The sequence below is a fragment of the Celeribacter sp. genome (assembly GCF_048270365.1).
Classification (GTDB): Bacteria; Pseudomonadota; Alphaproteobacteria; order Rhodobacterales; family Rhodobacteraceae; genus Celeribacter.
The window spans coordinates 96,691-115,405 of sequence record NZ_JBLWTA010000009.1 but is presented as its reverse complement, the minus strand read 5'-3'; the positions used below and the strand labels follow the sequence as shown (position 1 = coordinate 115,405).

The following is an 18,715-nucleotide window of genomic DNA, read 5'->3' as shown; positions in this document are numbered from 1 at the left end:
CAGAGGAAAGAGCATGAGCCACTTCATCGTCATCGGGGCCGGGCAAGCCGGGCAGAGCATCGTCACCACCCTGCGCGGGCAGGGGTTTGAGGGCGAGATCACCCTGATCGGCGAAGAACCCGTGCCGCCCTATCAGCGTCCGCCGCTGTCGAAGGCCTATCTTCTGGGGGAGATGGAGTTGGATCGTTTGTTCCTCCGGCCCGAGAGCTATTATGCGGATGAGAACATCACCCTGCGCACGGGCACCAAAGTGACCGGCATTGATCCGGTGGCGAAGACGGTGTCCATCGGCGACGAGGTTCTCTCTTACGATAAGCTCGCTCTGACCACCGGCTCCGCCCCGCGCCTGTTGCCCGCCTCCATCGGTGGCGATCTCGGCGGGGTCTACACCATGCGCACGCTGGCGGATGCCGATGCGACCCAGCCCGAATTCCGCGAAGGCGCCTCTGTGCTGATCGTCGGCGGAGGGTACATCGGTCTTGAGGCCGCAGCGGTCGCGGCCAAGAAGGGTCTCAAGGTGACGCTCGTCGAAATGGCCGACCGGATTTTGCAACGCGTCGCCTCGGTCGAGACCTCCGACTATTTCCGCGCGTTGCATCAGGCCCATGGCGTCGATCTGCGCGAGGGCGTGGGGCTTGTGAAGCTGACCGGCGAGGATCGCGTGCAAACCGCCGAACTGACGGACGGCAGCACACTCGACGTGGATTTCGTCATTGTCGGCGTCGGCATCACCCCCGGCATGGAATTGGCCGAACTGGCGGGGCTCACGCTCGAGAACGGCATCAAGACCGATCTCTATGGCGCCACATCCAATCCCGATATTTTCGCGGCGGGCGATTGCGCCTCCTTCCCGCATGACGGCGCGCAGATGCGGCTCGAATCCGTCGGCAACGCGATTGATCAAGGCGTGGTCGTGGCGAAAAACATGCTCGGGCAGGATGTCACCTATGTGCCGAAGCCGTGGTTCTGGTCGGATCAATATGACGTCAAACTGCAAATCGCGGGGCTCTTCAATGGCCACGACCGGACCGTGATCCGCAAAGGCGAGGGCACGCAGTCGCATTGGTATTACAAAGACGGCAAGCTCATTGCCATCGACGCGATGAACGATCCGCGTGGCTATATGGTCGCCAAACGCCTCATTGAGAGCGGCAAGTCCGCCGATCCCGACAAGGTCGCCGATCCGGCAACCGACCTCAAACAGCTGATGCGCGGCTGATGCGGATCATTGCCGGAGAATTTCGCGGTCTTGCGCTGGCCTCTGTCGGAAAAGGCGACGCGGGGGCACATTTGCGCCCGACCACCGACCGCGTGCGCGAGAGCCTGTTTTCCGTTTTGACCGCTGGCAAATATGGCGATGCCGTCGAAGACGCGCGGGTGCTGGATCTCTTTGCGGGCACAGGCGCGCTGGGGCTAGAGGCCCTGTCGCGCGGCGCGGAATGCGTCACCTTTGTCGATGACGGGCGCAAAGCGCAGAGCCTGATCACCGAGAACATCACGAAATGCCGCGCGGAAACCCGCTGCGATCTGATGCGGATGGACGCCACGCGTCTGCCTGCGAATCCGTCCGAACCCTATGACCTGATTTTCCTCGATCCACCCTATGCCAAAGGCTTGGGCGAAGTCGCCATTGCCGCCGCGATTGCCGGGAACTGGCTGACACAACGTGCGCTCGTGGTCTGGGAAGACAGCGCAGAGATCACGCCGCCTGATGCGCTAACGCTGTTGGACACGCGCAAATATGGTGACACCAAAATCAATTTTCTGGAGCCGAAATGATACCGAAAGCCGTAATTTTCGATTGTGACGGGGTGATCGTCGATAGCGAGCCACCGCTTTTGGAGTTCCTGCAAAAGGACTTCGCGCGCTTTGGCCTCGACATCACGCTGCATGAGTTGGAGACCCAATACGTTGGCGGCACCATGGCACGTGTGGGCGAGCGGGCGCGGGCCGCAGGGGCCAAACTGCCCGACGATTGGCAGGTCGAGGCCTACCCTCGCGTGTTCGAGATGCTGCGCGCGGGCGTGCCGCTGATACCCGGCATTGAGGCCGCCTTTGATGCGCTGGACGCGGCGGGCATTCCCTACGCAGTCGGCTCCAACGGACCGATGGAGAAGATGGACGTGACGCTGGGCGCGCACCCTGCGGTCTTTGACAGGCTCAAAGGCCGCATCCATTCCGCGCATACTTATGGCACCGCGAAACCCGAACCGGGGCTTTTCCTGATTGCCGCCGAACAGCTTGGCGTCTCCCCCGAAGACTGCGTGGTGATTGACGACAGCCCCTCCGGCTGTATCGCCGCACGTCGGGCCGGAATACGCTGCTTTGGTTTTGACCCACATGGCGACGGCGCGCGGCTGATCAAAGAGGGTGCCGAGCATCTTTCCGACATGCATGACCTGCCCGCCCGCCTCGGGCTTTAAACCTTCATTGCAGTCAAATACTCAAACAAAAAGGCCGCCCAAAGGCGGCCTTTTCTCAAATGATCACATAAATCATTCCGTGGTGATTGTATAAGCCGCGCCCCGCGCATCGACCCAAGGGGCCTCGTCCTGCGCATGCTCCATGGCCGCTTTCACATCGGCCACCAGCTTTTCACCATCGAAACCTTTCTCGTCCATCTCGGCGATCCAGTCGGCCACGACCTCGTCACCCAAGGCCGTGATCTTCGCGGTCTCTTCTTCGCTCAACACGTTGACCGCATTGTCGCTCGCTTCGATGACTTTCACACCGTCGTCGTCGCCCATGTCATAGGCGATGCCGGACCAGCGCGAGGCCATCAGGCCGGAGTTCCGGTCGATCACCTCTTTCAGGTCGTCGGGCAGGCTGTCGTATTTCGCCTTGTTCATCGCCCAAAGGAAATAGAGGTTGTAGAACGACCGATCCCCCGCCACATCGGTTTCCGCATCGGTCAGCTCGTCGAGCTTCAAGGACGGCGACATGGCGAAGGTGATGATGCCCCCGTCGAGCACGCCTTTTGACAGGGCTTCGGGGAAGGCCGGGACCGGCAAGCCAACGGGCGTCGCGCCCATTTTTTCGAGCAAAAGCGTCGAGGTGCGGGTCGGCGCGCGCAGTTTCAGACCTTCGAAATCCTCGACCTTGCGGATCGGCGCGCCTTTCTTGTGGACGAGACCTTCACCATGAGTGTGTGCGGCCAGAATGTGGATGTCGGCGAAATCGTCCAGAAGGTGTTCTTGGGTGAATTCCCACGCCGCCATCGACGACAGTTCCGCCGATTTCAGCGAGACAAACGGCAGCTCGATGGCTTCGGTTTCCGGGAAACGCCCCGGTTGATAGCCCGGAATAATCCAGCCGCCGTCGATGGCGCCGTCACGGATCAGGTCGTATTGATCCGGGGCTTTGCCGCCGAGTTGCATCAGCGGATAGATCTCGACCTTGATGCGACCACCGCTGTCTTTCTCGACCTTGCGGGCCCACGGCTCCATGAAATAGGTGGCGGAGCCAGCTTTCGGAGAGACGAAATGCTGGAACCGGAGGGTGACCTCCTGCGCGGCTGCGGACAGGGGGCCGGTTGCGGAGATCAACGCGGCGCACGCCACGGATTTCAACAGTTGGTTCATCGACGAGCCTCCTTCAGACTGTGAGTGCGCGCCGGTCGGGCCGCAGGGACGATGTGAAGACTTGCTATTTTAGCGCGTCATCATAGGCAACAGGACGCCACCATCTTTTCTCTGACCATTCAGTCAGGCCTTTGTTCCCAAAAGAAAAAGCGGAGAACTTTTCAGTCTCCGCTTTGGCATTTTTCTCAATATGTCGGGAAATAGATGTTCCCCGGAGAGAGGGTAAATATCTCGCATCCGGTCGCCGTCACCCCGATCGAATGTTCGAATTGGGCGGAGAGTTTCTTGTCCTTGGTGATCGCGGTCCAGTCGTCGCCCAGCACTTTCGTCTCGGGACGGCCAAGGTTGATCATCGGCTCGATGGTGAAAAACATGCCCTCTTCGAGCACAGGCGCGGCGTCGCCCGGACGGCGATGCGGCACGTAGTGCAGCACATTGGGCGGCGCATGGAACACCCGGCCCAGACCATGCCCACAGAAATCGCGCACAACGGACATACGGTTCTTATGCGCGTGTTCCTGAATGACGCGGGCAATGTCGTCGAAAGTGTTGCCGGGCTTCACCTGTTCGATGCCATACATCAGGCAATCATGGGTCACTTGCACGAGACGTTCGGCGAATTTCTTCGGCTGACCGACGAAATACATCCGGCTGGTGTCGCCGAACCAACCGTCCTTGATCACCGTCACGTCGATGTTGATGATGTCGCCATCCAAAAGCGTGTCATCCTTATGCCCCGGAATTTTCGCGCCGGGGATGCCGTGACAGACCACATGGTTGGTCGAAATGCAGGACGCGTGTTTGTAGCCTTTGTAACCAATGGTCGCAGAGGTGGTGCCCAGTTCGGTCACACGGCGTTCGATGAAAGCATCGATCTCTTCCGTGGTCGCCCCCGGCACAACGAGAGGCCCGACCTCATCGAGGATCTGCGCCGCGATCTGACCGGCGGCATGCATGCCGGCAAAATCGGCGTCCTCGTAAATCCGAATTCCGTCTTTGGTGATGCGGCCGCGATGCGTCTCGTCCAAGGGTCCACTCCGTTGTCTTTCGACCCGATATAAGGGCTTTGCGCAGAAAGGACCAGTGCCGGAGGATTACATCTGATGCAAAGCCCGGGGCACAAAAACGACCTGCTGCGGGGTGATCTCGACCGGGAAGACCATGATCTCGACACCCGCCGCCCGCGCTGCCGCCTCGGCTGCCGCATAGGTCGGGTCGATGTCGGCGGCGGGGTGAAAGCGGTCGCAATCATCGCGGGAGACGAGATAGAGCATCACGGCGCGGTCGCCTTTCGCCACTTGATCGGCCAGAACGGCGAGGTGTTTGGCGCCGCGCGCGGTTTTGGCGTCCGGGAATTCGGCCAGTCCGGTTTCGCGCGAAAGCGTCACGGATTTGACCTCGACCCAGATGTTCCTGTCATTCTCAGTGATCAGAAAATCCGCCCGCGAATTTTCCCCATATTTCACTTCGGCCCGCACCTCGCCCGAAAGACCCGGCACCTGACCCGCCTCAAGCGCTTCTTTCACCACACGGTTCGCAACGCCGGTGTCCACCACCACTCGCACGCCCTCCAGCTCGACAATCCGCAGGCCAAATTTGAGCTTTTTCTTCGGATCGTCATTGGGTTCGACCCAGACGCGCGTACCCGGATCGGACAGCCCCATCATGGAACCGGGGTTCGGACAATGCGCCGTCACCTCGCGCCCGTCGCTCAGACGAATGTCCGCAAGAAAGCGTTTATAGCGGCGCAAAAGCGTGGCGGGGATCAGATCAGTTTGAAAGCGCATGGTGAGAGGCCTATACCCTAGAGGACAGCCGCTCAAGGAGGGCGAGACATGACCGATCACAATCCCACCGCCGCCATTCTCATCATCGGGGACGAGATTCTCTCGGGCCGCACCCGCGATGCGAATATGTATCACCTCGCCGGTGAATTGACCCGTGTGGGCATTGATCTCAAAGAGGCGCGCGTGGTCTCCGACGACCGCGACGCCATTGTCGAGGCGGTTCAGACCCTGTCTTCGAAATACACCCATGTTTTCACCTCCGGCGGCATCGGGCCGACCCATGACGACATCACCGCCGATTGCATCGCCGCCGCTTTTGGCCGCACCATTGATGTGCGCGACGATGCCCGCGCGCTTTTAAATGCGCATTACGAAGCCCGAGGCGTTGAGTTCAACGAGGCTCGGATGCGCATGGCCCGCATTCCTGAGGGCGCCACATTGATCGAAAATCCGGTCTCCATTGCGCCGGGGTTCTCGGTTGAGAACGTCCATGTCATGGCCGGTGTGCCCAGCGTGTTCGTCGCCATGGTCGCCGGGCTTTTGCCAACGCTCACCGGCGGCAAGCCTTTGTTGTCACAGACCTATCGCATTGATCGCCCCGAAAGTGCGGTGGCCGAGCCGCTGGGCATGCTGGCCGCGAAATACCCGGCGCTTTCGATGGGCTCCTACCCTTTCAACCGCGATGGGGCCTTTGGCACCAATATCGTGATCCGCGGGCAGGACGGCGCGATGGTTGATGCCGCGATTCTGGAGCTGGCCACGATTTTTCCCGCCAATGAACAGGCCTGAGCTGTTTCAGGCCTTTGAGGCGACTTGGCCACCTTTGGCGCGCGAAAGCCTCGGCCCCTTCACCTATCGCGATGGGGCGGGCGGAGGCAGCCGTGTGTCGGCGGCGACGCTCGATGGCGCGCTGACCGACCCCGCTCTGGACGAGATCGAAGCCCGTTTTGCCAAGGACGGACGCGACGCCCTGTTCCAAATTCGCGGCGACGAAGAGGATTTCGATGCAGTGCTCGCTGCGCGTGGCTACCAAATGTTCGATCCGGTAGCCTGCCTCATGGCCCCCTTGGACCGGTTCACCCCGGCGCAAGCGAAAGACGGCTATGTATCTTGGCCGCCCACCGCGATTCAGCGGGAAATTTGGACCGAAGGCGGCATTGGCCCCGCACGGATCGCGGTCATGCTGCGCACGCCTGAGCCGAAATGCACACTGCTCGGGCGTCTGGGCGACACGCCTGCGGGCACCGGATTTGTTGCCATTCACGACCGTATCGCCGTGATCCACGCGCTGGAGATTGCCCTGCCCGCGCGACGCAAAGGCCTTGCGCGAAGGGTGATGTCCATCGCCGCCGATTGGGCGCGGGCGAATGGGGCCGACAGCCTTGCGCTTCAGGTCACGCGGGCGAACACGGCGGCTCTTGCGCTCTATTCTGCACTTGGAATGGAGGAGGTGGGCCAGTACCACTACAGAACAAAAATTTTGACCGGACACCCATGAAACTGACCCCACGCCTCGCTTTTTTCCTGACTTCTGCCTGTCTTGGGATGTCGTCTGGCGCCTCTGCGCTTGACCTGCCGGGGGCGGCCTCCGAGACCGCGCGGCAAAGCGAGCTGGCCTCCGCCGAGCCCTTTCCGACCGGCGCCTATCAGGGTGAGGACACGCCCCGGATCATGGCCGAGGGCGATGTCGAACGGGTCGCTTATCGTGTCACGGGGACCTCGCTCACCAGCCACCAACTGATCGCACCGCTACGCAGCCAGTTGGAGGCCGAAGAGTTTCAAATCCTTTTCGCCTGTGCCGATACGGTCTGTGGCGGCTTTGATTTTCGCTATCAACTCGACGTCCTGCCAGAACCAGCGATGCATGTGGACCTGAGCGATTATCAATATCTGGTCGCCGAACATGCCGACGGTCGAGTCGTGGCGCTTTTGACCAGCCATGCGCCGGGTGCGGGGTTTGTTCAGATCAGCACGGTGACGCCTTCCGACGCCCCGCCCGTTGAGTTGACGACGCCCAGCCAGACGGATTTGACCCAATCGCTTCGCCCCTCTGCCACAGGCGATCTGGTGACCCGACTTGAGGCGCGCGGGCGCGTCGTGTTGGACGATCTGACCTTTGACACCGGTTCCGCGACCCTTGGCGAGGGGCCGTTCACTTCGCTGCAGACTCTCGCCGGGTATCTGACCTCCCATCCCGAGGTTCGCATCATTTTGGTCGGTCACACGGACAACACGGGCTCGCTGGAAAGCAACACCGGCCTGTCACGCCAACGCGCACAGGCGGTGCGGCAACGGCTGATCACCACCTACGGTGTGCCCTCCGGCCAGATCAGCGCCGATGGCATCGGTTATCTCGCCCCGCGCGTCTCGAACGCTACGCCCGAGGGGCGCGAGCAAAATAGAAGGGTCGAAGCGGTGATCGCCTCGACCCAGTAAGTCTCTTCCACGAGAATTCGTTAGTGCTTTACCACTTGTCTGGTCCTTTTTCCGCAAAGGAATGGACCAGGAAGTCAATGAAGGCGCGTACTTTTGGCTGGGTAAAGCGCCCCGGCGGGTAGACGGCGTAGATACCTTGGGTCTCAGTCGGAAGTTCAGGGATTGCCTCCTCAATGAGGCCCTGATCCATCGCGTCGGCGTATAAAAACGACGGCAGGTAAGCGATGCCGAGGCCGGAAATACAGGCGTTCAGCAAGGATTGCCCGTCATTGACCGTGAGCCAACCGGCTGTGCGCACCTGACGTTTTTCACCCGACGGCGCGGTGAGTTTCCAGACGGCGCCATTCGATTGGTTCGAATAGTGCAAAAGCTTGTGCTCGTTCAGATCGTCGATCTTCTGCGGACGGCCGTATTTTTGGAAATACGACGGCGCACCGACCATACGTTTGGTGGTTTCCGTCAGCTTGCGGGCGCGCAGGGTGCTGTCTTCCAACTCACCGATGCGCACGGCCATATCGAAGCCTTCGGAAATCAACTCTACATAGCGGTTGTTCAAAACCATGTTCACCGTGATGTCCGGGAATTCCGACAGGAATTCGCCCAGCACCGGCGACAGGTGGTTCACTCCAAAATCGGTCGCGACAGAGATGCGCAACAGGCCCGAGGGCGCGGATTGCATCGAGGTGACGAGGGCATCCGCCTCGCCTGCGTCATTCAAAACACGGCGAGCGCGGTCGTAATAGGCCAGACCGATCTCGGTCGGGGACACGCGGCGGGTGGTCCGATTGAGAAGACGGGCGCCTAACCGGGCCTCAAGCGCAGAAACATGCTTGGAAACGGCGGATTTGGAAATCCCCATCTTCTTGGCTGCATCCGTGAAACCGCCCTGATCCACGACCGTGGCAAAGGCTTCCATTTCAGTCAGTCGGTCCATTTCATCTTACCTACGTTCTTGGCCCCTCATGGGAGAGTTATCCCGCTCAAATCGGGCAAGAATGGGGAAGGCGGGGGACAATAGCGTGGTCTTTCCGGGATCGTCTTGCCTAAGGAAACGCGGAAACAATCGGGAAAGATACAACGTGCCCCGCCGGGCTTTGCCTCCGGCGGGAGTATTTTATGCAACAAAGGAAACGGGTTAGAGGCTTGCGGCGAGACGCGCGCCTTGGTCGATGGCGCGTTTGGCATCCAGCTCCGCCGCCACATCGGCGCCACCGATCACGTGACAGGATTTGCCCGCTGTTTCCAAAGCGTCCGCGAGGCTGCGCTCGGACAATTGCCCGGTGCAGAGCACGATGGTGTCCGCCTCGATCAATTGCAACTCATTGTCCTTGGTGATCCAGAGGCCCTCGGGCGTGATCCGGTCATAGCTGACGCCACCCATCATCTTGACCGCTTTCATCTGAAGCGTGGCGCGGTGAATCCAGCCGGTGGTTTTGCCGAGGCGTTTGCCCGGTTTTTCAGATTTACGTTGCAGGAGCGTCACCTGACGCGCGGGCGGTTCCGGTTGCGGACCTTTTGGCGACAGGCCACCGCGATCCTGCACCGGATCGGTGATGCCCCACTCCTCTTTCCATTCGGTCAGATTGAGCGTCGGGCTGATCGCCGTGGTCAGATACTCCGCCACATCGAACCCGATGCCGCCGGCGCCGATGACCACGGCACGTGGCCCAGCCGTGCGCATGCCGCGCAGCACGTCGATGTAGGTGACGACATTGCCGTGATCCTCTTGCCCGGGGATTTCCGGGTCGCGCGGGGTGACACCGGTGGCGAGAATGACCTCATCGAAGCCATCCAGCATGTCCGGCGTGACCTCGGTGTCGAGACGCACGGTGATGTCGGAACTGGCGATGCTGGTTTTGAACCAATCGACGAGGCCGAAGAATTCCTCTTTGCCCGGCACTTGTTTCGCCATGTTGAGCTGTCCGCCAAGCTCCTCGCTTTTGTCGAAGAGCGTCACCTTGTGCCCTCGCTGATCGGCGACGAGCGCGGCCATGAGACCGGCGGGACCGGCGCCGACAACGGCGATGGATTTCGGCGTCTCGGTCGGCGTGTAATTGAGTTCCGTCTCATGACAGGCGCGCGGGTTCACCAGGCAAGAGGTGAGCTTGCCGGAAAACGTGTGATCGAGACAGGCTTGGTTACAGGCGATACAGGGTGCGATCTCTTGCGGCTTTCCGGCGCTGGCCTTGGCCACAAAGTCAGGATCAGCAAGGAAGGGCCGCGCCATGGAGACCATATCGGCGCAGCCTTCAGAGAGCACCTCCTCGGCGACCTGCGGATGGTTGATGCGGTTCGAGGTGATGACGGGAATCGACACCTCCCCCATCATGCGTTTGGTCACGTCGGTGAAGGCCGCGCGCGGCACGGAGGTCGCAATCGTCGGCACGCGCGCCTCATGCCAGCCGATGCCAGTGTTGAGGATCGTGGCCCCAGCCTTTTCGACCTCTTTCGCCAGTTGAACGACCTCGTCCCAGGTCGAGCCATTGGGGATCAGGTCGATCATCGAAATGCGGTAGATGAGGATGAAGTCCGACCCGACAGCCGAACGGCAACGTTTCACCACCTCAATGGCAAAGCGCATGCGGTTTTCATAGGAGCCGCCCCAGCTATCATCGCGCCGGTTGGTGTGAGTAACGAGGAACTGGTTGATCAGATAGCCTTCGGAGCCCATGATCTCGACCCCGTCATACCCCGCCTCTTTGGCGCGGGCGGCGGCGGTGGCGTAATCGGCGATTTGTTTTTCGATGCCCGCCGCGTCCAACTCGGTCGGTTTGAAGGGCGAGATCGGCGATTTGATCGCGGAGGGGGCGATGCAGTTGGGGCCATAGGCATAGCGGCCCGCATTGAGAATTTGCATCGCGATCTTGCCACCCTCGGCATGGACGCGGTCGGTGACTTTGCGATGGTTCGCGATGTCCTGATCGGTGAACAGACCTGCAGCGCCGGGATAGACCCCGCCCTCGACATTGGGCGCCATGCCGCCTGTGACGATAAGGCCTGCGCCGCCCTTGGCCCGTGCGGCGTAAAAGGCCGCGACGGCGTCCCAATCCCCGCGCTCTTCGAGCCCTGTGTGCATCGAGCCCATCAAGGTTCGGTTGCGCAAAGTGGTAAAGCCCAGATCGAGCGGGGCCATAAGATGCGGATAGTGGGTCATGTCGCGTGCCTCCCTGAGCGTCATATTTGGACGCCAACCTTGGTCCCCAAAATGCGCAGGCGCAGGCAGGATGTCATCCGAAACGCGACGTCAGATCAACGCTGCGGCTTTCTTAATTCGTGCCGGTCTCAAGGCAATGCCGACGGAATGCCCGTTTCAACAGGTCCAATTCCTGCCGCAACAGGTCCATTTCCGCGCGAATGTCCTCGGAAAGCCCCTCCCCCGCGATCATCGACAGCGCATTGAGCACCCGGCCCGTCTCGCGATCCGTCATCACAAAGGTCTGCACCCCGTCGTTGATCAGCTCAGAAGGCACAGCAAAGCGAAAGAACCAGACGCCGTCGCGCTCAGGGTCTTCGGCCAGCGTATGTCCCGGCACCGGCTGATCGAGATAGGTCACTTCGATTTCCGGTAGGGTGGTCACAGCGTCGGGCACATGCAATTCGCCCTCCCAAATCCCCGCCTGAAGCCGCGTTTTGACCAGTGTCACCTCATCCATCGCTCAGTTCCCTCACAGTTCAGCGCGCGGACGGCGCGACAGGGTCAAATCCCGGATGAACACCTGATTCATCTCCGGGCCTTCGAAAATCAGATCGATCCAAAGCTTTTCCACCCGCTTCTCGTTGAGCTTGGTGTAGGCGAGATCGAAATCCACATGGCCTTCTTCGGTGTGAAGCGGCAATTCACGCACCACCTGTTCCAGATTGGGGCCGTGTTTGACATTCAGCCGGGCGAAAATCTCAAGCCCCTTCTCCATATCCACCGCATAGTCCAGCCGCACCAAATGGCGACGCGAGAGCCCGTCACAGACCTCATCCGGCACCTCGATGGAGAGTGACAGGAAAGAGCCGTCAAAACGGAAAACCTCAAGACGCAGACCAAAGGGGGCCAAGTCTTCCTCAGACGTATTGCGAACCTGGCGATAAGTCAGTTCGGAGATTTGACAATCGTGATAAAGCGTCGCCTCGGAGCCGATCAGCGCCTTGTTCGGCACGGCAGAGGCGCCCTGCGGCATGATCGGGCCGCGCCACAACTCGGGGCGGTACGACCAGTCGGTGTAGAGCGGCAATTGCATCGCGTTCGAACCGATCAAAGGCAAAGCGAGACTTCCGTCGGCCACAAAGAGAAACCGATCAATCTCCCACCGCAGCGACCGCGCCTGTCCACGCAGACGACGCAGCGCGGGCAGGCTGAGCTGCTCCGCCATTGTCGCCCGACGCGCCCAGCGCCGGATCGCGATGGAGTTGAACCGTTTTTCAATCAGATTTCTGAGGCGCCGCCGCATTCCAAAACCTTTGCTAAACTCTTGAGACACTTAGCCTGTCTGACTCTTACTATGTCCGACAAAGGTTTCTACTCAACAAACGCGAGAAGAATCCAGAGTTTGGTTCCATTTGAGCAACAGTATTTTAGAGCCGCCCTTCAAAGCATTCCGGGATTGCGGCGTTCGAGATCGGAGACGAAGCGTTCCAAGAGCTTGCGCAGACCCGCCTCCGACATCGGCGCCTCGTCAAAGGGCGTCGCCGTCACGGTGACCAAACGACCCTTGAGGACAAAGAGCGCCCGCCAATATTCATCGCCCTGACCGGCCAGCATATTGGGCGCGCTGTCGCGGGCATGAAGCCAAAGCCGCCCGCCTTCGACGTCGCTTTCGATCAAGGTCACCGTGCGCGCAGTTCCACTGCGCGAGAGAGCCTTGCGCCCGGTCTCAGTGGCAAAGAAGGCCTCGACACTCCGCGCATCGAAACTTTCGCCTTGCGACAAAGGCGCAGAGATCGAGAGGGTCAGAACCGCAGTTTTGCCCTTGAGACCGGGATTGTTGCCACCGCTCAGGCCGGTGCAGCTGCCCAACAGGACGAAGCCACCATTCTGGCCATCGCGCACCGATCCCGTATCGACGCAAAAACCAGAAGGCCCCGCGACAGACAGGCCGGAAACCGGCAGGGTCACCGCACTTGGAGGACGCGGGCCGGTGCCGGGCGTCTCCAAGGTACAGGCCGTCAGGACCATGGCGAAAACCGGCGCCAAGATCACCCAAACCATCTTTTTCATCGGACCTGTCCCTTTTCACGCAACACCCGCCCCCACCACGGGAGACAATTCCGGCACGGCATACAGGGGCTGTCACCGGCTTCCAAGCCACCCGACGTCACAGAGATGTGTCAATCGGCGAATTCCCGCGCTTGGCGGATCGCTTCCCCTGCCCTCATGCCCGTGGTATCGCTCAAGAAACCGTTTTCGAGAGCCGCATGTCCGACCGCACCTCCCCTCCTCTGGCCCCACATCACCCCTATGCGCCGATCATCGCCTCCGCGATGCGGCGCCCCGAGCTTTGGCGCGCGGGTGTGGCAATCCTCTGCGGTATTCTGGCGGGCGTCATTTTGATGCCTTTGGTCTTTGCTCTGATCGGCGTGCTCGCCCCCAATCTCGCGCCATTTCAGTTCGGCGACCGTGGGCTTGCGGTTGGCGCCACGCCCGGCGGGATGTTCACTGTCTTTACCGGCTTCCTGCCGCTGGCCTTTGGAACGATCCTGATCGCGAAATGGCTGCATGCCCGGAGCCTGCGCGACCTCACCGGCCCCGGCGCGCTGATGCGGGCGCAGTTCTTCACCACGCTAAAATGGATCACCGGCTTTACCGTTTTGATCTTTTTCCTGCCCTGGGATGGCGACACGGAGGTCGTTGCCAATCTTGAGCCCCGAATCTGGCTGTTTTGGCTACCTTTCGCGCTTTTGGGGCTGATGGTGCAGGTCGCCGCCGAAGAGCTTTTGTTTCGCGGCTATTTGCAAAGCCAAATCGCGGGGGCGACCGGGTCCTACCCGCTGGGCCTCGCGGCCTCCGCCGTACTGTTCGGGCTCTTGCATCTGAATGGTCAGGCCGAGGGCGTGGCAGCGCTTTTCCCGGTGATCTGGGCCATGGCATTCGGGCTTTTGGCAGGCGATCTGACGATGCGCTCAGGCACCATCGGTCCCGCCATCGCACTTCATCTGGTCAATAACGTCGGCCCGATCCTCTTGTCGGCGCAACAGGATATGATGTCGGGCTTCGCGCTCTTCGTTCAGACCGAGGACCCTTCCGTGCTTCTGGCCGATCCAAAGGTCATGGTGTTCCAGGCGCTGCTTCTCCTCACCAGCTGGCTTATCGCCCGCCTCGCGATCAGGCGTTGATTGCAATTCGTCGGCAAGAGGCTTATCTGGGGCCACAAGTAACGCCCAAGTAACGCCCCGTCACGTAAAGTCCAAAGGCCCGCGCATGAACTGGATCTCGAACTACGTCCGCCCGAAGATCAATTCGCTCTTCTCGAAACATGACACGCCGGACAATCTTTGGACGAAATGCCCTGAGTGCGGCACCATGCTGTTCCACCGCGAATTGGCGGAGAACCAGAACGTCTGCACCAACTGCGACCATCACATGCACATCACGCCGCGCGCGCGGTTCAAGGCGATGTTCGACGGCGGCATTTTCTCCGAGGTCAAGGTTCCCGAACCGATTGAAGACCCGCTGAAATTCCGCGACCAAAAGAAATACCCCGACCGCATGAAAGCGGCCCAGAAATCCACGGGCGAGAAAGAGGCCATGCTGGTCGCCGAGGGTGAGATCGGTCGCACGCCGGTCGTCGCCGCCGCTCAGGATTTCTCCTTCATGGCGGGCTCCATGGGCATGTATGTCGGCAATGCCTTCATCGCCGGTGTCGAGCGCGCGATTGAGCTGAAACGCCCCTTCATCATGTTCTCCGCCGCCGGGGGCGCGCGGATGCAAGAGGGGATTCTGTCTCTGATGCAAATGCCGCGCACCACCGTGGCGATTGAAATGCTCAAAGAGGCGGGCCTGCCCTATATCGTCGTGCTCACCCACCCGACCACGGGCGGGGTGACGGCGTCTTATGCGATGCTGGGCGATGTGCAGATTGCCGAACCCAATGCGCTGATCTGTTTCGCGGGTCCGCGCGTGATCGAACAGACGATCCGCGAGAAATTGCCCGAAGGCTTCCAGCGCGCAGAGTACCTTTTGGATCACGGCATGCTCGACCGCGTCACTCATCGCATGAAGATGAAGGACGAGCTGGTCACCATTCTGCGGATGTTGGGCAACCTGCCCCCGGCAGTCGCGGGCGAATTGCCTGCGCCGAAAGCGGAAGAGACCGCGGAACCGGCCAAACCCGAAACGCCCTCCGCCAAGAGCGGAAACAAGGACGCGCAAAAGTGACGGCCCAAAATTCCGACGTCATCCTCGACCGGCTGATGTCCCTGCATCCCAAGATCATTGATCTTGTCCTTGATCGTGTCTGGCGCCTTCTGGGCGCTCTGGATCATCCGGAACGCAAATTGCCGCCGGTGATCCATGTCGCGGGCACCAATGGCAAAGGCTCCACCCAGGCGATGATCCGCGCGGGTCTTGAGGCGGCGGGCAAGAGTGTCCATGCCTATACCTCGCCGCATCTGGCGCGATTTCATGAACGTATCCGTCTGGCGGGTGCGCTGATTTCCGAGCCCGATCTCATGGACGTGCTCGAAGAATGCGAGCGCGCCAACGGTGGCGAGCCGATCACCTACTTTGAGATCACAACCGTGGCCGGCATCCTCGCCATGTCGCGCGTGCCCGCCGATTACACCCTCTTGGAAGTGGGCCTCGGCGGACGTCTCGACGCCACCAATGTGATCGAAGCGCCTGAGCTGTCGATCATCACGCCGATTTCTATCGACCACACGCAATTCCTCGGAGAAACGCTCACCGCAATCGCGGGCGAGAAAGCCGGGATCATCAAGCGCGGCGTGCCCTGCGTCGTCGGCCCGCAACCGGACGAGGCCCTCGACGTGATCGAAGCCACCGCCGCCCGTCTCGGCGCGCCTTTGCTGCGGTATGGCCAAGAATGGCACGTTTGGGAAGAGCGCGGGCGTCTGATTTTCCAAGACGAAACCGGATTGCGCGATCTGCCCTTGCCGCGTCTTTTGGGCCATCACCAAATCCTCAACGCAGGCGCCGCCATCGCTGCGCTGCGTCACATGGGCTATGGTGACGACGCGCTTGAGGCCGCTCTCACCGACGCCTATTGGCCCGCACGGATGCAGCGGCTCAAAACCGGGCCTCTGATTGACGCGGCCCCCAAGGCCGAACTTTGGCTCGATGGTGGGCACAACCCGGCGGCTGGGATCGCCTTGGCGGAGGCGCTGGAGCGCCTGCCCAAGCGCCCGACCTATATGATCTGCGGCATGCTCAGCACGAAAGACGTCGGTGGCTATCTGCGCGCGCTCAAGGGCCACACGGAACAGCTGATCGCCGTCTCGATCCCGGATTCTCAAGCCACGCTGTCGGCGCATGAGACCGCCGAGTTCGCCCGCGCCGAAGGCTTTGACACCCTTGAGGCCGACAGTGTCTTGTCCGCGATCCAAGGCATCTCTGCGGATCACCCGGAGGCCCGCATCCTGATTTGCGGATCGCTCTACCTCGCCGGGCATGTGCTCCAAACCAACGGCTAAGAGCGGCTTTTCAAACAGACCCTCGAACAGCCACTGTGCGCCCGCGCGTGTTTGCGTTTGGGCGCGCGCACCGTATCTCTGTCTCCAACTGCAAGGAGACAGAACATGGCTTTGGAATTCGGCGTAGACACGTTTGGCGACGTCACATGGGACGAAAACGGCAATGATTTGCCGCAGGGTCAGGTCATCCGCAATGTCATCGCGGAAGGCGTGTTGACCGATCAGGTCGGCCTTGATGTGTTCGGTCTTGGCGAACATCACCGCCCGGATTTCGCCGTCTCCGCCATCGAACCGGTGCTTTCCGCCATCGCCGCGCAGACCTCTAACGTGAAACTGACCTCCGCCGTCACGGTCCTGTCCTCCGACGATCCGATCCGCGTGTTTCAGCGGTTTTCGACCCTGCAAGCGATCTCCAATGGTCGTGCGGAGGTAACCCTTGGGCGTGGATCATTTACCGAAAGCTTCCCGCTCTTCGGCTTTGATCTCTCGGATTACGAAATGCTGTTCGAAGAGAAATTCGAGCTGTTCAAACTGTTGACCACCCAAGACAACGTCAGCTGGTCCGGGCGTCATCGCACCGCGTTGAAACAGCAGACGGTCTATCCCCGCCCCGAACGCCCGATCCCCGTCTGGCTCGGCGTCGGCGGCACGCCGCAATCGGTGGTGCGTGCGGCAGCCAACGATGTCTCCATGGCGCTTGCGATCATCGGCGGAAGCCCCGCGCGGTTCAAACCCTTTTCCGATCTCTACCGCGATGTGCGCAAACAGATGGGGGCGCCGATGTTACCGCTGGGCTGTCATGCGCCGGGCCATATCGCCAAGACGGACGCAGAAGCCCGTGACCGCTATTTCGACGGCTATCGGATCATGCATCAACGCATCGGCGCGAGCCGCGGCTGGCCGCCGCTGACGCGCGAGGCCTTTGAGCACGAGGTGGACCACGGCGCGCTCTTTGTCGGTTCGCCCGAGACGGTCGCCCAAAAAATCGCCGCCACGGTGTCAGTTTTGGGTCTGGATCGGTTCGATTTGAAATATTCCGCCGGTCCCGTGAGCCATGACGCGATCATGGACACGATCCGCCTCTATGGCGAAGAGGTCGCGCCGCGCGTGCGGGAGATTTTGGCAGGGAAGTAAATCTTAGGACTTACTCACCTCACCCCAATCTTTATCCTGCATTTCCCGCAACCGCGACGCCGTGCGCTCAAACTCGAACGCCCCTGCGCCTTCGATATAAAGCCGCTCCGGCTCATCGACGGCGGTGCAGACCGTGCGCACTTTGGCCTCGTAAAGTGCGTCGATCAGCGTGACAAACCGCTTCGCCTCGTTGAAATTGCCCCGCGTCAGACGCGGGATGTCCTCAAGGATCAAAAGCTTCACCGCATCGGCGATCACCAAATAGTCCCCCGGCCCGAACATCTGGCCGCAAAGGTCCCAAAACGTCGCCCGTGCGATGCCGTTGTGAAACTTCGGCAGGACCACATCACGGCCCTTGACCTTCAGCGTCAGGCTCTCTGTCGCGCCGCCGGTCAGGTCGTTCCAGATGTCGTTGATCGTCGCGCGCACATCGCCCGTCACCGGATGGAAATACACCGGCGTCCCGGTCAGGCGCCCCTGTCGATAATCCACCGGCGAATGCAGGTGATGCACCTCGAGCTTTTGTTTCAAAATCTCGATGAAGGGCAGGAAAAGCTGTCGGTTCAGCCCGTCCTTATAGAGATCGTCCGGCACGCGGTTCGAGGTGGTCACGACGGTCACGCCCTTGGCAAACAGCCCCTCGAACAAGCGGCCCACAATCATCGCATCGGCGATGTCCGTGATCTGCATTTCATCAAAGCACAAGAGTTTGATCTCATGCGAAATCTTATCGACCACGGGTGCGATGGCATCCGAGGTTCCGGCCTTGCGCGCCGCCTCGATCCCGGCTTGCACCTCTTGCATGAAGGCATGGAAATGCACCCGGCGCGCGGGCACGGGAGAGTGTTCATAAAACAGGTCCATCAGCATGGATTTGCCACGTCCGACGCCGCCCCAAAGATAAAGCCCGCGCACGGCTTCGGGCTTTTTGCGGCCACCGATCAAGGACAAAAGCCCCTTTTTCGTCGGCAGGTTGGCAAGATCGGAGCGCACCCGCTCCAACAGCGGCAAGACCGTCTCTTGCGCCGGATCGGCGCGCAGCGTGCCTTCGGCCACACGGGCCGCGTAAATGTCCATCAGCGTTGTCATGCCCCGTTCCTACTGCGCCCCAACGCATAAGGAAAGATGATGCGCACCATCTCG

Annotated in this window: 19 protein-coding genes; 10 read left to right on the top strand and 9 right to left on the bottom strand. The window is 60.8% G+C overall.

Going from position 1 to position 18,715, the window contains the following annotated elements:
• The first annotated feature begins 13 nt into the window (after positions 1-13).
• The 3 genes from ACN0X0_RS13730 to ACN0X0_RS13720 are packed head-to-tail and all read left to right on the top strand — an operon-like array spanning position 14 to position 2,423.
• Complete coding sequence (locus ACN0X0_RS13730; RefSeq protein ID WP_417279613.1) at positions 14-1,219, top strand: NAD(P)/FAD-dependent oxidoreductase; 1,206 nt, start codon at positions 14-16, stop codon at positions 1,217-1,219.
• Positions 1,219-1,779, top strand: coding sequence for a 16S rRNA (guanine(966)-N(2))-methyltransferase RsmD (gene rsmD, locus ACN0X0_RS13725; RefSeq protein ID WP_417279612.1), 561 nt, complete (start codon positions 1,219-1,221; stop codon positions 1,777-1,779). Before ACN0X0_RS13730 ends, rsmD begins: the two co-directional genes overlap by 1 nt.
• Positions 1,776-2,423, top strand: a complete 648-nt coding sequence (locus ACN0X0_RS13720; RefSeq protein ID WP_417279611.1) for an HAD family hydrolase — start codon at positions 1,776-1,778, stop codon at positions 2,421-2,423. The genes rsmD and ACN0X0_RS13720 overlap by 4 nt, the downstream gene beginning before the upstream one ends.
• A 72-nt stretch (positions 2,424-2,495) precedes the next feature.
• Here the strand turns inward: ACN0X0_RS13720 and ACN0X0_RS13715 are convergent, their stop codons facing one another.
• From ACN0X0_RS13715 to sfsA, 3 genes are all read right to left on the bottom strand, one after another.
• The gene (locus tag ACN0X0_RS13715; RefSeq protein ID WP_417279610.1) at positions 2,496-3,581 is read right to left on the bottom strand and encodes a TRAP transporter substrate-binding protein; all 1,086 of its coding nucleotides are present in this window, start codon (positions 3,579-3,581) and stop codon (positions 2,496-2,498) included.
• A gap of 185 nt (positions 3,582-3,766) precedes the next feature.
• Positions 3,767-4,609, bottom strand: a complete 843-nt coding sequence (gene map / locus ACN0X0_RS13710; RefSeq protein ID WP_417279609.1) for a type I methionyl aminopeptidase — start codon at positions 4,607-4,609, stop codon at positions 3,767-3,769.
• A 66-nt stretch (positions 4,610-4,675) separates the two neighbouring features.
• Positions 4,676-5,368 carry a DNA/RNA nuclease SfsA gene (gene sfsA / locus ACN0X0_RS13705; protein WP_417279608.1) on the bottom strand — a complete coding sequence of 231 codons (693 nt, stop codon included), beginning with the start codon at positions 5,366-5,368 and terminating at the stop codon, positions 4,676-4,678.
• A gap of 48 nt (positions 5,369-5,416) precedes the next feature.
• On the opposite strand from sfsA, the gene ACN0X0_RS13700 reads away from it, so the two are divergent.
• Genes ACN0X0_RS13700 through ACN0X0_RS13690 form a run of 3 tightly spaced genes read left to right on the top strand, consistent with a single transcriptional unit; the run spans position 5,417 to position 7,804 of the window.
• Positions 5,417-6,157 carry a competence/damage-inducible protein A gene (locus tag ACN0X0_RS13700; protein ID WP_417279607.1) on the top strand — a complete coding sequence of 247 codons (741 nt, stop codon included), beginning with the start codon at positions 5,417-5,419 and terminating at the stop codon, positions 6,155-6,157.
• Complete coding sequence (locus tag ACN0X0_RS13695) at positions 6,144-6,866, top strand: GNAT family N-acetyltransferase (protein WP_417279606.1); 723 nt, start codon at positions 6,144-6,146, stop codon at positions 6,864-6,866. Before ACN0X0_RS13700 ends, ACN0X0_RS13695 begins: the two co-directional genes overlap by 14 nt.
• The gene (locus tag ACN0X0_RS13690) at positions 6,863-7,804 is read left to right on the top strand and encodes an OmpA family protein (protein WP_417279605.1); all 942 of its coding nucleotides are present in this window, start codon (positions 6,863-6,865) and stop codon (positions 7,802-7,804) included. The genes ACN0X0_RS13695 and ACN0X0_RS13690 overlap by 4 nt, the downstream gene beginning before the upstream one ends.
• A 28-nt stretch (positions 7,805-7,832) precedes the next feature.
• On the opposite strand, the gene ACN0X0_RS13685 is transcribed toward ACN0X0_RS13690, so the two are convergent.
• The 5 genes from ACN0X0_RS13685 to ACN0X0_RS13665 all read right to left on the bottom strand — a co-directional run bounded on the left by ACN0X0_RS13685 (position 7,833) and on the right by ACN0X0_RS13665 (position 13,010).
• Positions 7,833-8,738, bottom strand: a complete 906-nt coding sequence (locus ACN0X0_RS13685) for a LysR family transcriptional regulator (RefSeq protein WP_417279604.1) — start codon at positions 8,736-8,738, stop codon at positions 7,833-7,835.
• A 201-nt stretch (positions 8,739-8,939) separates the two neighbouring features.
• On the bottom strand, positions 8,940-10,958 hold the full coding sequence (locus ACN0X0_RS13680; RefSeq protein ID WP_417279603.1) for an FAD-dependent oxidoreductase: 2,019 nt from the start codon (positions 10,956-10,958) through the stop codon (positions 8,940-8,942).
• Between the two features lie 112 nt (positions 10,959-11,070).
• Positions 11,071-11,457, bottom strand: a complete 387-nt coding sequence (locus ACN0X0_RS13675) for a hypothetical protein (protein ID WP_417263434.1) — start codon at positions 11,455-11,457, stop codon at positions 11,071-11,073.
• Between the two features lie 12 nt (positions 11,458-11,469).
• Positions 11,470-12,243 (bottom strand): DUF6478 family protein, encoded by a 774-nt coding sequence (locus tag ACN0X0_RS13670; protein ID WP_417279602.1) that lies wholly within the window; start codon positions 12,241-12,243, stop codon positions 11,470-11,472.
• Between the two features lie 137 nt (positions 12,244-12,380).
• Positions 12,381-13,010, bottom strand: a complete 630-nt coding sequence (locus ACN0X0_RS13665) for a hypothetical protein (protein ID WP_417279601.1) — start codon at positions 13,008-13,010, stop codon at positions 12,381-12,383.
• A 197-nt stretch (positions 13,011-13,207) separates the two neighbouring features.
• Between ACN0X0_RS13665 and ACN0X0_RS13660 the strand changes: the two genes are divergently transcribed.
• The 4 genes from ACN0X0_RS13660 to ACN0X0_RS13645 all read left to right on the top strand — a co-directional run bounded on the left by ACN0X0_RS13660 (position 13,208) and on the right by ACN0X0_RS13645 (position 17,572).
• Positions 13,208-14,125 (top strand): CPBP family intramembrane glutamic endopeptidase, encoded by a 918-nt coding sequence (locus ACN0X0_RS13660; protein WP_417279600.1) that lies wholly within the window; start codon positions 13,208-13,210, stop codon positions 14,123-14,125.
• 85 nt (positions 14,126-14,210) lie between these two features.
• Positions 14,211-15,167: an acetyl-CoA carboxylase, carboxyltransferase subunit beta gene (gene accD, locus ACN0X0_RS13655; RefSeq protein ID WP_417263430.1), complete on the top strand. Its 957-nt coding sequence runs from the start codon at positions 14,211-14,213 to the stop codon at positions 15,165-15,167.
• Positions 15,164-16,438, top strand: a complete 1,275-nt coding sequence (locus tag ACN0X0_RS13650; protein WP_417279599.1) for a bifunctional folylpolyglutamate synthase/dihydrofolate synthase — start codon at positions 15,164-15,166, stop codon at positions 16,436-16,438. The genes accD and ACN0X0_RS13650 overlap by 4 nt, the downstream gene beginning before the upstream one ends.
• 105 nt (positions 16,439-16,543) lie before the next feature.
• Positions 16,544-17,572, top strand: coding sequence for an LLM class flavin-dependent oxidoreductase (locus tag ACN0X0_RS13645; RefSeq protein ID WP_417279598.1), 1,029 nt, complete (start codon positions 16,544-16,546; stop codon positions 17,570-17,572).
• A gap of 3 nt (positions 17,573-17,575) precedes the next feature.
• Here ACN0X0_RS13645 and zapE read toward each other — a convergent pair whose 3' ends face one another.
• Positions 17,576-18,661, bottom strand: coding sequence for a cell division protein ZapE (gene zapE, locus ACN0X0_RS13640; RefSeq protein ID WP_417279597.1), 1,086 nt, complete (start codon positions 18,659-18,661; stop codon positions 17,576-17,578).
• Positions 18,662-18,715 lie beyond the last annotated feature (54 nt).

Excerpts from the sequence above, each read along its gene's own strand:
- ACN0X0_RS13730 (WP_417279613.1), top strand. The coding sequence starts at position 14 with ATGAGCCACTTCATCGTCATCGGGGCCGGGCAAGCCGGGCAGAGCATC.
- rsmD (WP_417279612.1), top strand. The coding sequence starts at position 1,219 with ATGCGGATCATTGCCGGAGAATTTCGCGGTCTTGCGCTGGCCTCTGTC.
- ACN0X0_RS13720 (WP_417279611.1), top strand. The coding sequence starts at position 1,776 with ATGATACCGAAAGCCGTAATTTTCGATTGTGACGGGGTGATCGTCGAT.
- ACN0X0_RS13715 (WP_417279610.1), bottom strand. The coding sequence starts at position 3,581 with ATGAACCAACTGTTGAAATCCGTGGCGTGCGCCGCGTTGATCTCCGCA.
- sfsA (WP_417279608.1), bottom strand. The coding sequence starts at position 5,368 with ATGCGCTTTCAAACTGATCTGATCCCCGCCACGCTTTTGCGCCGCTAT.
- ACN0X0_RS13700 (WP_417279607.1), top strand. The coding sequence starts at position 5,417 with ATGACCGATCACAATCCCACCGCCGCCATTCTCATCATCGGGGACGAG.
- ACN0X0_RS13695 (WP_417279606.1), top strand. The coding sequence starts at position 6,144 with ATGAACAGGCCTGAGCTGTTTCAGGCCTTTGAGGCGACTTGGCCACCT.
- ACN0X0_RS13690 (WP_417279605.1), top strand. The coding sequence starts at position 6,863 with ATGAAACTGACCCCACGCCTCGCTTTTTTCCTGACTTCTGCCTGTCTT.
- ACN0X0_RS13685 (WP_417279604.1), bottom strand. The coding sequence starts at position 8,738 with ATGGACCGACTGACTGAAATGGAAGCCTTTGCCACGGTCGTGGATCAG.
- ACN0X0_RS13680 (WP_417279603.1), bottom strand. The coding sequence starts at position 10,958 with ATGACCCACTATCCGCATCTTATGGCCCCGCTCGATCTGGGCTTTACC.
- ACN0X0_RS13675 (WP_417263434.1), bottom strand. The coding sequence starts at position 11,457 with ATGGATGAGGTGACACTGGTCAAAACGCGGCTTCAGGCGGGGATTTGG.
- ACN0X0_RS13670 (WP_417279602.1), bottom strand. The coding sequence starts at position 12,243 with ATGCGGCGGCGCCTCAGAAATCTGATTGAAAAACGGTTCAACTCCATC.
- ACN0X0_RS13665 (WP_417279601.1), bottom strand. The coding sequence starts at position 13,010 with ATGAAAAAGATGGTTTGGGTGATCTTGGCGCCGGTTTTCGCCATGGTC.
- ACN0X0_RS13660 (WP_417279600.1), top strand. The coding sequence starts at position 13,208 with ATGTCCGACCGCACCTCCCCTCCTCTGGCCCCACATCACCCCTATGCG.
- accD (WP_417263430.1), top strand. The coding sequence starts at position 14,211 with ATGAACTGGATCTCGAACTACGTCCGCCCGAAGATCAATTCGCTCTTC.
- ACN0X0_RS13645 (WP_417279598.1), top strand. The coding sequence starts at position 16,544 with ATGGCTTTGGAATTCGGCGTAGACACGTTTGGCGACGTCACATGGGAC.
- zapE (WP_417279597.1), bottom strand. The coding sequence starts at position 18,661 with ATGACAACGCTGATGGACATTTACGCGGCCCGTGTGGCCGAAGGCACG.